9 protein-coding genes are annotated in these 14093 nt (G+C 45.9%); all 9 read left to right on the forward strand.

The window, feature by feature from the left end:
• Nucleotides 1-65 precede the first annotated feature (65 nt).
• The 9 genes from PCH02S_RS10480 (at nucleotide 66) to PCH02S_RS10520 (ending at nucleotide 14072) form a co-directional block, all read left to right on the forward strand.
• Nucleotides 66-950 carry a carbohydrate ABC transporter permease gene (locus PCH02S_RS10480; protein ID WP_127452675.1) on the forward strand — a complete coding sequence of 295 codons (885 nt, stop codon included), beginning with the start codon at nucleotides 66-68 and terminating at the stop codon, nucleotides 948-950.
• A 91-nt stretch (nucleotides 951-1041) separates the two neighbouring features.
• Nucleotides 1042-1779, forward strand: a complete 738-nt coding sequence (locus tag PCH02S_RS10485) for a carbohydrate ABC transporter permease (RefSeq protein ID WP_246069019.1) — start codon at nucleotides 1042-1044, stop codon at nucleotides 1777-1779.
• Nucleotides 1780-2065: 286 nt separating this feature from the next.
• Nucleotides 2066-7894: a sugar-binding protein gene (locus tag PCH02S_RS10490; protein WP_164819511.1), complete on the forward strand. Its 5829-nt coding sequence runs from the start codon at nucleotides 2066-2068 to the stop codon at nucleotides 7892-7894.
• A gap of 190 nt (nucleotides 7895-8084) precedes the next feature.
• The gene (locus PCH02S_RS10495) at nucleotides 8085-8669 is read left to right on the forward strand and encodes a TetR/AcrR family transcriptional regulator (protein WP_127452679.1); all 585 of its coding nucleotides are present in this window, start codon (nucleotides 8085-8087) and stop codon (nucleotides 8667-8669) included.
• A 20-nt stretch (nucleotides 8670-8689) separates the two neighbouring features.
• Complete coding sequence (locus PCH02S_RS10500; RefSeq protein ID WP_127452680.1) at nucleotides 8690-9295, forward strand: VC0807 family protein; 606 nt, start codon at nucleotides 8690-8692, stop codon at nucleotides 9293-9295.
• Nucleotides 9296-9311: 16 nt separating this feature from the next.
• A complete protein-coding gene (locus PCH02S_RS10505; protein WP_127452682.1) occupies nucleotides 9312-9818 on the forward strand; it encodes a GNAT family N-acetyltransferase in 507 nt (168 codons plus the stop codon).
• 532 nt (nucleotides 9819-10350) lie between these two features.
• Nucleotides 10351-11274: an ABC transporter permease subunit gene (locus PCH02S_RS10510; protein ID WP_127452684.1), complete on the forward strand. Its 924-nt coding sequence runs from the start codon at nucleotides 10351-10353 to the stop codon at nucleotides 11272-11274.
• A complete protein-coding gene (locus PCH02S_RS10515) occupies nucleotides 11271-12239 on the forward strand; it encodes a carbohydrate ABC transporter permease (protein WP_218033149.1) in 969 nt (322 codons plus the stop codon). The genes PCH02S_RS10510 and PCH02S_RS10515 overlap by 4 nt, the downstream gene beginning before the upstream one ends.
• A 42-nt stretch (nucleotides 12240-12281) precedes the next feature.
• Nucleotides 12282-14072: a type 2 periplasmic-binding domain-containing protein gene (locus PCH02S_RS10520; RefSeq protein WP_127452686.1), complete on the forward strand. Its 1791-nt coding sequence runs from the start codon at nucleotides 12282-12284 to the stop codon at nucleotides 14070-14072.
• Nucleotides 14073-14093: the final 21 nt, after the last annotated feature.

Consider the following 14093-nt stretch of genomic DNA (forward strand, 5'->3'; position numbering starts at 1 on the left):
ATAGCTAAATCCCCTTGGGATAGATCCAAGGGGGTTTAGACACAAATTAAATGGTGGAGAGAGCGATGAACAAGTACTTTAGCACCAAAGTGTCTATCTTTGTGTTTGCTTTCCCGGCATTGCTGCTGTTTACCTTATTCTGCGTATACCCTTTGCTGCCGGAGATCTGGATGAGCTTGCATAAGCATGACGGGTTTAGAAATTTGGGTTTTGTTGGTTTAAATAATTACAAAGAAGTGATATTATCCCCATCCTTTTGGACCGCTCATAAAAATACGTATCTCATTGTAGCCATTTCATTGTTACTGGGGCTCCCCCTATCCATGATGCTTTCGCTTTTTATGGATGCTCAGACACCGAAGTTTCGTCGATTCTTCAAGACGGTGGCGATGTTCCCTGCGATCTTGTCGGTCACCGTTGTTTCTCAGATTTGGTTGGCATTCTACGAACCCAATTGGGGCTTATTTAACGCGATTCTCAACTCATTAGGGTTGAGCTCTTGGACACATTCGTGGTTGACGGAAAAGAAAACGGTCATGCCCAGCATCGGTTTGACATTCCTGTGGCAATATATCGGACTGAACGCGATGCTGTTTTATACAGGAATCAAGACCATACCTAAGAGTTACTATGAGGCGGCATTGATTGATGGAGCTAATTTTTTTCAAGTTAGCTTACGAATTACGATCCCTTTGCTGCAGAATGTAATTAAATACGTGCTTATCCTGTCTACATTAGGCTCAATGGCATTTTATTCGCATGTACGAGTCATGACGGCAGGTGGCCCGGGAGATCAGTCCAGAACGGTCATCTACCAGATGTATTACACGGCATTTGATACTTCCGAATTTGGCAAAGGCACTGCGATCGCCGTCATTTTTATTCTGGAATGCCTTTTGATCTCCTTTTTCATTCAAAGGTTCGTTGCCAGAGAAAAACTGGAGTTTTAAGCTGGAGGGGAGCTTTCTGAAATTATTAAGTCGAGTGTTTTGGATAGTTGTGGGATGCACGTTTTTGTTTCCTTTGTATTGGATGGTAACAATGTCGTTGAAGTCCAAAAGCGAAGCTTACAAAAATCCTTTTGGGATACCGTCTTCCTGGGATTGGTTGAACTTTAGCGAAGCGCTGTCCAAATATCATTTTTATACGTATTTCGAGAACAGCGTAATTTATACCACAGGCACAATCGTCATTACGTTGATAACTGGCAGCATGCTTGCTTATTGTCTCAGCCGTATGCAATGGAGATTGAATTCCGCAATGTTGTTATATGTATCTATGGGTTTAATTGTCCCAATTGAAGTCGTCGTTATTCCTTTATTCCAACTGGTTAAATGGATGCATATCAAAAATAGTTATTTTGGCCTTATCTTGCCTTATTCCGGCTTCGCCATCGCATCCTGCGTATTGATGCTGTATGCCTTTCTCCGGTCTTTGCCTAATGAGCTGGAAGAAGCGGCATGTATCGATGGAGCGAATGTCTATCAAACGTATATGAAAATCATATTTCCAATCGTAATGCCAGCGCTCATGACGCAATGCGTTCTTATATTCATTCGAATCTGGAACGAATTTCCGCTTGCTTTTATTATCGCTTCCAAAGATCAATTGCGGCCGCTTACGGTGGGGTTGCTTGGATTCTTCGTCAATGTGGGAGTTGCGGATTGGGGACTCATTGGCGCGAGTATGCTGTTATCCAGCTTGCCTATGATCATCGTTTATTTAATAGGGAACGAAAAGATCGAGAATGCATTGACTGCAGGTGCAATTTTGAAGTGACGAAATTGAATGGGAAGAAGGGACGCCAGCTAAGGTGTCCCTTCTCCTTATCTGCAGGCTAACGCAACCCTCTATCTTTTCAAATTTACCCGAGAATTTTCCTTACGGTCCAATAATAGTCTCTGGGAATATTCGTACAGACTGGTATCATGAAGTTATTAATTGATAGCGCTTCCAACGTTGGGGTTAGAACAGCTTAGTCGGAATCTGCAGAGAGAAGAAGCCGGCACTAATACCGCCCAGGCGGTAATGTGTATAGCAGTTTACTTATATCCAAGGAGGTTTTATGAAAGTGAGAAAAAGATCATTCATTTGGATTCTGACTTTGGTAACGGTATTTTGCATGTTGCCATTTTCAGGGTCGGTACTCGCAGCTGACAGTGCGGCAAATGCAACTGCGGCTGGCAGTACGCCAAGTGCAACTATCTATGTTGCTACAAATGGCAATGATATCACAGGTGACGGAACGCAAGGAAAGCCGTACAAAACGGTTGCCAAGGCAAAAGAAGTCGTAAGGACTCTGCCTAAGACCGGCGGGGATATCGTCGTTCAAATTGCGGATGGATTTTATTCGCTTGATGAGACCTTGGTATTCAACAAGGATGACTCCGGAAGTGCAAGCAGCACAATTCGTTATGAAGCGGCGCCGGGTGCGAAGCCGGTAATCAGCGCGGGTGAAATGTTGGGAAAAGGCGTATGGACAGAAGCTGTTGGCCTCACCCAGACGGGCGGTTTGAAGGCGTATAAAACGACCCTGAACCGGAGCGATAAGTTGCGTGCTATTTATGTCAACGATAAGAGAGCCAACATGACGCTGAGCTCGCAAGTCGTTTCTGCCAACAGAACCGTCACCGGCACTCCCACAGCCAGCTTTACCACTGCCAATAACCCTTGGGCGTGGCAGAACGGCAGCAACATCCGGGCGGGTATCGTATTCGATGCCAGCGTGGGTCTGACAACGGCAACGAAAAATCCCCAAAACATCGAAGCCGAAAGCATGGGCGGCTCCACCGCCAGATGGGCAAGGCCTTTTGTCACCTTCGCGTCAATTGAACAGGCGCCGGCAGCCAGCAACAAGCCCGGTGGTGTCATGCTCCGGTTCCAGATGCCGTATGCGGCGATTTCACAGTCTTTAAGTAATAATACGCAATACAATCCAGGTAACAATCAAGTCATCCGCAACGCTTTCGAGTTCTTCAACAAACGCGGAGATTTCTATTTCGACCAGGCGGAAAGCACGCTTTATTACATCCCGCTTGAAGGCGAAGATATCAATACCGCCGACGTGGTCATTCCAAGGCTTGAGACGGTTCTCGACATCAGAGGAATCCCTGTAGGAGATCGGTTGAACCCTGTTGCAGGCTCGGATGATGGACGTGTCAAAAACATAACCTTTAGCGGCCTGAAGTTTGCCCATACCGACTACAAACTGACTGAACTGACGGGCACATATACACTTAGCGACGGATCCGGTCCGGTAACAACCAGTTCCCGTGGTTATGCGTCCGTTCAGGGCTCAATCGTGAACAAAGTTTACTTCCCCAGCAGCATAAACTGGCATGAGACTTTCTACAGAGGGTATGACATACCGCCGGCAGCGGTAATCATCAACGCGGCGAGGAACATCAAAGTGTTGAACGGCGAGATCGGGCTTACCGGATTTAATGGTATCCATGTAGAAAACGATGCCAAGGATATCGAAATCTCGGGCAACTATATCGTAGATACGCTCGCTTCCGGCATTGTAATCGGACATCCGCAGCATATCTATGAAAATGATGTGGCGATTACGCATGAATCCAGTGCTTCGGTCTCTGGTACGCCAATAAGGAATTGGGCTGGCGTTGATAAAGAAAAATTTACGGCGGGTACAGAAGCCGTGCCGGAGAATATTTATATAACAAATAACTTTTTGTACAGGACCTGCTACGGATTCCCGGGCGCTAACGCACTGGCTTCTTTCTACACAACGAATATGCAGGTACTGCACAATTACATTTATGACACCACTTACGGCGCCATGAGCATCGGCTGGGGTTGGGATGAGTACGATGGGTTCGGCTTTACTGCTCAAGGTACAAACAAGACCGGCGGCCCTTACCATGGCACGAATGAAACGAGCATCGCAAGGTCTCCAGCCATATCTACGACCTCCAGGAATAATAAAATAAACTATAACCGGATCGAGCAAATTTGCACGGTAGTTAACGACTCCGGAGCCATTTACTCACTGGGCCGGCAGGGCGATCCGGGTAATTTGCCGGGCGGAGGGACATGGGACACCATCAACACCGTCTACCCGTTAACAAACGACCCCGTCACGAACAAGAATAGTAACTGGAATTCTGACAACTGGACGAATTTCACGGAGATGAACTACAACTTCCTTAACCCGAATCCGACTGACAAACCCACGGACTCCAACAACTGGATGAACGGGTTCCATCCCGACGAAGGCAGCACGTTCATCAAGATGATAGGCAACGTTGTGCAGGCAAAACTCTCCTATGCCGTGGGGCAGAGCCGCCTTATTGAGTTTAACAACTGGAAGCGCAAAAGCGATATGATTATGGTCCAAGGTTACGTAGACGGGGATAACAACCAGAATGGCGCCCCAAGGACTACTTATGACAATTACAAAAGCACAAGCCGCATTTGGCCGCTTAAGGGCAACGAAATCGTTTTGAATTCAGGCCTTACCAACGAATACACGAAGATGATCCCAAGGAGCCTCATTGCCGATACCGAGTTTGAGTTGGCTTCCAACGTCATCATGGGTAAAGGTGAAAAGCTGAACCGCAGGGGTCTGCTCCAAGCTCAAGACACAGTTTGGCTCGCGCCTGCGAACACAACTGTCTTTAATGAAGGCAATACGATGACAAAAGCTGCCGGTGACGTAAAGTCAATCAACGCTCCGACTGTCGCAGGAGAATACAAATTATATATCAAATATGGAGACGGCAGAGCAACGGCCACTTCCAAGTACACGGTATACGTCGACGCGAGCGGTTCAGCAACCAATGTGGAAAATGGGAAAAACTACGAAGTTTCAGCGGTACGTCCGCTTAAACTGACTTTGAGTAATGATTACACCTTTACGCTTAACGGCAAGCCCGTGGCGAATGGGTACGAAATAAGCACCGAAGGAAGCTGGACCTTGGTAGGCAGCACCTCGACGCCTGCACTAACCCTCAATTTTACCACCACAGTATCGGTGGCGAATAGGCTTCTCCCGGCTGACGTTTCAGTAGCCCCCGGCGGGAAAGTCAGGTTAGCGTACGATTTGGACGACGCCACAAAACAGATATGGATTTCCTCATCGAGTGACGGAAATTTTATTGAAAGTGACAAAGAAACAATGGCCTCCGGCAACATGATAGAAATAACTGCGCCAAAGTTGCCCGGTCCATACATTATTTACGTACGGTCCAAAGAAGGCGATGTTCTCAGCCTGTCGCACGCTCGTGTCGTGGTGCGCGATATGACGCCTGTCGATATTCCTAGAAATGGTCTTGACTTATGGCTCAAGGCGGATGAGGGCGTGGAAAAAGATAGCAGTGGCAATGTGACTGGATGGACAAATATGGGAAGCGTCCAGGCGAAGCTTGTTCCAGCGAACGTCCCCGGCAGCGGTGGCGATAATCTTGGAACACCAACCGGCAACCCTACGCTAAAAAACGATGGATACGATTATGTGGATTTCGCAGCGATGTCAAGGCCGCTAAAAGCTGCAGGTTTTAAAAATTATAACGGCAGTACGCAGATGACGATATACGCGCTGGTTAAACCAACAACCACAGCCAACAACTCCAGTGACCAAAATGGTCTTGTTTATTTCGGAATGAACGAGGCTTACCAAACTTGGGCGGCTAACAGCGGTTGGAGCGGTATTAATTTGGGTGTAGGAACAAACAGGGTTAATATCCGCTTTGGTAACACGGATGGCAGCGTATCAGGCGGCGGACAACAAATCACAACAACGGCCACTGACGGTCTGGCCAGCGTTCGGGCGCAGCTAAACGGAACCAATAGAGCCGTTTTTGTTAATAACAATGTCATCGGAACTGGAACCAACGCTAAGGCGCTTTTAGGGAACAGCTCGGATCTGGGCGTAGGTTACACGATGGCGGCTGTGACTCCCTACCGCTTCCTGGGCGGAGTCTCGCAGATTCTCATCTACGACAGGGTGCTGACAGCTGACGAAATTACGAAAGTAGAAACATATTTTAACAATGTCAAAGCGGGCCGTGGTGGACCTGCGAACCCAATTGTCGCAACGGTCGACAAAACCCTGCTAACCGCTTTGATTGAGGCCGCCAATAAAAAGGACTCTAGCATCTATACAAACAATTCATGGAATGCTTTTGCAAGCGCATTAAATGATGCCAAAACTGCCGTCTCAAATGGTGAGATCGGGCAGGCAGTAGTAGACAATGCCTATTACGCGCTGCGTAACGCGATTAAAGAGCTTCAATTGATACCAAGCGGAGTTAGTACCGCCGTATACGGAACGCCTGTTATCGGCGGCTCCGAGCTCGACCCACTCTGGAATACGACCGCCACGCTGCCGATTCTTAAGCATCTGACAATGGCGAACGGTCCGACAGACGGCACAGGTAAAGTGTTATGGGACAATAATAACCTGTATGTACTGGTACGTGTAAAAGATCCTGTGCTGAACAGCAGCAGCAGCAACGCGTATGAGAAAGACTCTGTCGAAATCTTTGTGGATGAGACTAACAGTAAACAAACCACTTACGGCACAGGTATGGGACAATACCGTGTTAATTATCTCAATGAGAAAAGCTTTAATCCAGGCAGTATCAGTGCGGGGTTTGAGTCTTTTGCCAAAGTCGTGGATGGCGGCTATTACATTGAGACTAAAATTCCTTTTAAGGCAAGTGTTCCTGCAGCTAATCGTGCCATTGGATTTGATTTACAGATCAATGATGCGAAAGCATCAGGCGGCCGTCAGGACATTATCATGTGGAACGACGTGACCGGACAGTCCTATACCAACGGTTCACAATGGGGTGTGGTTACTCTTCTGGGCGAGCAGAAGCTGACGGTGACCGGAGCGGACGGAGCGACCTCCATCACAACCAAAGACGGCACGCTGCAAATGTTGGCGGGAGTGCCCGTCGTATGGTCGGTAACCGCAGAAGACGGTTCGGAGACGAATGCGGCGATCATCAGTGAGATGGGATTGCTGTCGGCCAAAAAGAACGGCGTTGTGAAAGTAACGGCGCAAGCGATCGGTTCCAGTCTGAAAGGCAGCGCGCTGATTTCGATCAGCGGTCAAGAAGGCGCGGTGCTGACAGGACCAACGGCCGTTGATGGCGGCAAAAACTTCGACGTTGATTTCAGCTTGGCGGGTTCTGGCAAAGATGTTATCGCGTTAGATACGACGATTAATTATGATTCCGATAAGCTGGAGTTTGTATCCATGGACTCGCTTCAGGATAATAATTTCAAACTGGTCGGCGATGTTAAATCGGATGGCAAGTTAAGAATTATTGCGGCCAATATTGGAAATACGGATATGGCGAGTGGATTGATCAGGCTTAAGTTTAAAGCTATTGCAACGGATAATTCGCAGATCGCTTCCATTCGCGTCAATCAGTTAACGGTTGCTAATGGTGCGGGCCAAGAGACAGAATGGGCTGGTGCAACTTATACAGTCCAAATTAATAAACTGGATAAATCGGGCTTATTGCGTCTGATTGCGGAAGCGCAAAGCGCGCATGATGCGGCAACGGAAGGCACATATCCTGGTCAATATCCATCAGGTTCGAAAGCAACCTTGCAGGCAGCAATTAATGCCGCTCAAGTGGTAGCGTCAACTCAAGGAGTAAGCCAGGCTGAAATTGAAGCGGCGATCCTGAACCTGAATGCGGCATTGCAAATCTTTAATGATTCAATAATTAAAGCTACCGATGGAGATTTCAATAACGATAATAAAGTAAGTATTGGTGACCTTGCAATTATTGCTTCTGCTTATGGTAAAAAGAAAGGAGATGCAGATTGGAATCAGTACAAAGCGTTGGATTTGAGTGGCGACGGCATAATTGACATCGTTGATATCTCGATTCTGGCTCGTAAAATTCTGAATTAATTACAGGTAAACAAGAAATGGTGGCCTTAGTTGAAGTTAACTTAGGGCCGCCATTTCTTTGTTATATGAAAGTTCTCAGCCTGTAGAGGGGAAAAAAATTCCAAAAACCTCTTTACAAACCGGCGGTCGGTATTGTATGATGAACACATAACAGACCGACGGTCGGTACTACGAAAAAGGAGAGAACGACGTGTCAACATCAGCAAACGTGAGTTTTCAGATTATTATGGATGCAACTGAGGAATTGATTCAAAAGAAGGGATGCAGGCAAACGACGCTGCAGGATATTATAACGCGCACCGGCTTGTCAAAAGGAGCGATCTATCACTACGTTACAGGAAAGGATGAGCTGCTCGGACTCCTGTTAAAATCCCGCGTTATGCGAATCAACGCGCGCTTCACGGAGGTTGCGAACAGTCCGCAATCTTCCGGGCTTGCTAATCCACTGCAGCTTATTGCGGAAGATATGCTCCGCTCTACGAGTCACAACGATGTGACCAATCAAATCTTCATTTATCTCCTTAGTCAGATGGATAACGCGAAGGTTGCCAAGATCGTACAGGAAGTGTTCGCCTTTACGCTGCAAACTAGTATGAGTTGGATTGAAGTGGGGCAGGCTCACGGCTTTATTCCGCAACAAGTGGATGGAGCGAAAGTTGCTGAACGATTAGTTACTTTTTTATATGGAATGAGGGTTCAAAATACGATCAATCAAGAACAGAGCCGCATGACGGTGGAAGAGCTGGTCGGCTTCATGACGCGCTCATTGAGCTAATTGGAAAGGGTGAGTGTAGGATGTCGAAACGGAATTACGTTATTTTCACATTGCTTGTTAACGGTATTTTGCCATGGATTTTGTATGTCTGGTTATCTGAGCATATGAACAGCCTTGCTGCTTTAACTATAGCAACGCTTGTACCGTTGCTTGACAATCTGGTTCACCTGATGAAGCACCGCAAGTTGGATGCATTCGGCGCATTGATGCTCTTTACGTTTCTATTGACGATTGTGCTTGTTCTACTGGGAGGCAGTGAAAAAATACTGCTCGTCCGCGAATCTCTAATTACGGCTTCTGTCGGTTTAATATTTCTGGGATCGTTGTTTTTCCGGCGTCCTATCATGTATTATTTGGCTCTGCGATTTATCTCGACTCCTCATTTTGCGGAGAATTGGAACTATGCGTATTTCCGATTTGTGATGAAACTGATGACCTTCGTATGGGGCGTTATGCTGACGATGGAAGCTGCGGTACGCGTGGTTATGGTTTATCGGCTTCCGACTGCGAGCTACTTGGCGATTTCGAACCTCGTGCTTTACGGTTTCATCGGGGCGGCTGTGCTGTGGACGGTCATCTACCGTCGTCATTCGGCGGCAAAACTACATCAGCTTAAGCAGAGCTGAGTTTGGAGGATGTAGAATGGAAATCGTTCAATTGACCGGGAAAGACGGCAATAACCTGTTAGCACTGTACAGAGCGGTAGCTGCCGATTTGAAGAGGCAGAATATTCGCCAGTGGGATTGGCTGTATCCAAACGGATTCGTCATACGTGGTGATTTGAGAAGGGGGACAGCTTTCGGCGTTCGCATAGGCTCTCGAATCATTGGAGCCATTGTAGTGGACGACCGCCAGAGCAAACGGTATGAGGGCTTGCCTTGGGTGGATCACGCGGTTGATCGCGTCCGCTGTATTCATCGCTTGGCGGTAGACCCTACCTGCCAAGGACAGGGAATAGGCGGCAAGCTGTTACGCTTTGCCGAGGAGCAGGCGCTTTTATCGGGCGGCACAAGTATAAGGCTTGACGTGTATTCCGGAAACTCGGGTGCCGCAAAGCTGTATGCTCGAGGGGGCTACCGGCAGGTTGGCCAAATCCGTTTTCCGTTGCGGAAAGAGGAGTACATTTGTTATGAGAAGCTGCTCGGATAAATTTATAAAGGTGAGAATTATATGGCAAAAGGTTCGTTGATGGTTGGTTGGGGAGAAATTATCCCAGGGCGTGAAAGTGCAGTTGGTACATCGAAATGTAAGAGTGGTTGGTGCCTATACAGGTGCTGAGTTACCATTGTTGTTCGCGATGTGGGATAAACAGGAAGATAAAATGCTCATTGAACAAAATGCTATCTAGGAATTTAGTACTTTTAGATCCCCGTCAATCGGGGATTTTTTTTATTTGCGACGGGCAGCCGAACTCCCTTTTTAGCGATATGAGAATAGATCAATAATCGATGAGGATAGGTCATTGTTTTGAAAAAATTGATATTTTATAATTGCTTTAACGAAATGAAATGAAAACGCTATCAACAGAAGGCGCATCCTTAAATCTATTAATTGACCTGTTGCGCTACGACCTGTTGCACGGCAGTAGAGGAAATTGCCATTTCGGCATTCCATATATATTTATAGATATCGTAATGTGTCAATAATTACGTTGATTATACCATTGAAAAGGGAGTGTTACATGGTGCAAATACAGAAAAACAGCCTGAAAAGCAGCTCAATAAGTAAATTTCTTTTTATACTCCCTTTTATGATTTTGCTTGGTATTTTTGCCTATTACCCGTTATATGGTTGGGTTTATGCATTTTTTGACTACACGCCGCCGATTCCGCTATCGCAATCGCCTTTTGTGGGTTTGAAGTGGTTTCATACCTTGATCGAAAACCAAGTAAAGATCGATCAAACCCTTCAAATCCTCAAAAACACATTTGGGATGAGTGGCTTGAATCTGCTATTCTCCTGGCTTCCAATGATTTTTGCCATATTTCTGACTGAGATTAAGGCCGTACGGTTCCGGAGGTTCATACAGACGGTAACAACCTTGCCGAACTTTATCAGCTGGGTATTGGTTTATTCACTGGCATTTTCAATGTTTTCCAGTGATGGTATCGTCAATGGCCTTTTGAAACAACTTGGATTGATCGATTCCCCGATTTTACTTCTTCAAAATTCCGACCATGTTTGGATGATGATGTGGATATGGACAACTTGGAAAACGTTGGGTTGGTCAGCCATATTGTATATAGCAGCGATTATGGGGATAGATGATTCGCTGTATGAAGCGGCCTATGTAGACGGTGCGACAAGAATGAGGGTGATCTGGCATGTCGTTTTGCCAAGCATGGTGCCAACCTATTTCGTCTTGTTGATGCTGCAAATTGCGAGTTTTCTGAATAATGGATTGGAGCAATATTTTGTATTTCAAAATGCATTTAACAAGGATTCCATACAGGTTCTAGACTTATATGTATACAACCTTGCAATGGGAGGCGGCAGCTATTCGGTGTCCGTTGCGATCAGTGTACTTAAGAGCTTGATCAGTGTTGTGCTTCTCTTTTCTGTGAACGGACTATCAAAAAGACTAAGGGGAGAGAGTATTGTATGAGTCATACAGCAGCAGGGCTAGCGCCAAATGATAAAGTGCCCGGCAGTCATCTCGCCAGAAAGATGAAAGTCCAAACCAGCGCAACAGACAAGATGATGACTGTTTTAATATATGGGTTGTTTTCTCTGTATGCGCTTATATGTGTATATCCCTTTTACTCCATCATTATTAATACCATAAGCGCTAACGATATCAGTGCCAAAGGTGATGTTATCTTTTACCCGATAAATATCCAATTCCATAACTACGTGGATGCGTTTAAAATACCGGGATTGTGGGATGCAGCCATTGTATCTGTAGCAAGAACCGTGATTGGAACCGCTTTAACGGTAGGGGCTTCGGCCTTTCTGGGATTCATGTTTACCCAGGAGGATATGTGGAGGCGGAAATTTTGGTATCGCTATACAGTTTTAACCATGTTTTTTAATGCCGGCGTTATTCCTTGGTATTTGACAATGAGGTCTTTGCATCTGACAAACAATTTTTTGGCGTACATTCTGCCGACGATTGTAGCTCCTTTTTTTATCATTCTTGTAAAAACTTTCGTAGAATCAACGCCGAAAGAATTGCAGCAGGCGGCAAGTATCGATGGCGCCGGGACCATGACTCTTTTTTTCAAAATCATGTTGCCTATTTGTAAACCCATCTTAGCTACAGTTGCGATATTCGCAGCAGTGGATCAGTGGAATTCCTTCCAGGACACGTTGTTGTTAGTCACGGAGAGCAAACTTTATAGCTTACAATTTATTCTATATAACTATATGAATCAGGCAAGCTCCTTATCCAGCATGGTAAACCTGCAGAATGCCGGCTCCACAGCGATGTCAAGTCTGGCAACGAAGCAAACGACGACTTCCATTCGAATGACGGTGACTGTTATTGTTGTAGCGCCTATTTTGTTGGTTTATCCGATTTTCCAAAGGTTTTTTGTCAAGGGGATTATGATCGGTGCAGTGAAAGGATAATTTGCGCCGGATTAATAAATTGAAAAATTATGGAGGTTGAGTATGCGTAAACGTGATAAAGCAATAAAAAAATCGGCGTTGTTATTGTTTGCTAGCCTCTTCATGGTATCGGTCGCGTTAACCGGCTGTGGAGATGAATCTAGCAATAAGACTGCATCAACGGAACCAAGTAAGTCACCGAACTCCGGTACTCAAGCTGCATCCAAGGCACTAGATCACAGTAAACCGCTGACCATCACTGTTTTTGACAATGCAGCCAATTATCAAGGAGAGCAGAAAGGGTGGTACGGAAAGCTTATTAAGGATAAGTTTAATATCACTCTAAACATTCTTGCTCCGCAGATTGCCGGCGACCAGCTATACAAGACAAGATCGGCAGCAGGTAATTTAGGCGACCTCCTGATCGTCAACAACAATCAACTGGAAGAATTAATTCCAGCCGGTCTGATTATGGACCTTACAGATAAGATCAAGAGTACGCCGAATCTGTCCAAATATGTGGACAATCATTTCAAACCTTTCAATGCAGCATTCGAAAAAGTAAATCCTAGTGGCAAGATTTATGCATTGCCGACCTTTGAGGCGGATACTTCGCCAACGACATACTCGGAACAAATCCCTTACTCAAGCCCAATTATGCCTTGGGATTATTATAAGGGCGTCGGGGCTCCCAAGCTGAACAATCTGGATGACCTCTTGAATGTACTGAAACAAATGCATGAGAAATATCCGAAGACTCCGGACGGTAAGCCGATCGCTCCAATCACGTTGTGGAAGGATTGGGACAGCAGAGGCACGATGGAAAATGCACGCTGGTTGAGCAATTGGTACGGTTACGAGCAGCCAGAAGGAACCACGACTATGCAGTTGAATGCAAAAGGCGACGTTGTTCCCCTTATCGATGACAACAGTATGTACAAGAAAATTCTGCAATTTTATTTTAAAGCAAATCAGATGGGGTTGGTTGACCCTGATTCGCCGACCCAGGATTGGAACAAAGTATCGGAAAAGCTGACCAACAAGCAGGTATTTCTCTTATGGTACTCATGGGAAACAGGGTTCTACAACACGATTGAAAGAGGTAAAAATGGTGACGGGAATGTGGCTATTCCGATCGCTGACACGCACATCATTCAGTCAAGTGATGCCTATTACGGCAATGGAAGAGCGTTTGCTATCGGTTCCAAAGCCAATGATCCCGATCGGATCATGGAATTCATGGATTGGCTGGCCTCTCCTGAAGGCTTGCGCTACTATGTGAATGGATTTGAAGGCTTCAACTACGAAAAGACGGCAGACGGCAAATTTAAACTGACCGAAGTAGGTCAAACCGCATTCCAGAAAAATACACCTGTTCCGGATCAGTACGGAGGCGGCGGATATCAGGACGGACAAAGCAAGCTCAATACAATGATCATCAGCGATTTTGCCAAAGATCCGATGACAGGGGAGTTTTATAACAGCAATTACTGGGCTGCAACAATTGAAGCGAATAAGACAGCGCTAACGACAGATTGGCAAAACACCTATAAAGCAGAAAACGCAACAGACTACTACCTGAAAAATAAGATGATCGATATTGTCCCCAATATCAATACAAGTCTGGGCAGCGATTCATCAGAGATTAAAAACAAACGCAGCCAGATTTCTGACTATGTAAAGAATACATCTTGGAAAATGGTATTTGCGAAGAATCAAGCAGAGTTCGACAAACTTTGGGAAACGATGAAGAAAGATGTCATAGGCCTCGGTTGGAATGATGTCTTTGCCTCGGATACGGAAAAAGCGCAAAAGATTATTAAAATGCGGGCAGATGCACTAGCTAAAAAGTAAAAAAATCTAATTTTAATGAGT

Origin of the sequence: Paenibacillus chondroitinus NBRC 15376, from assembly GCF_004000765.1 — a bacterium.
GTDB classification, from domain to species: domain Bacteria; phylum Bacillota; class Bacilli; order Paenibacillales; family NBRC-103111; genus Paenibacillus_E; species Paenibacillus_E chondroitinus.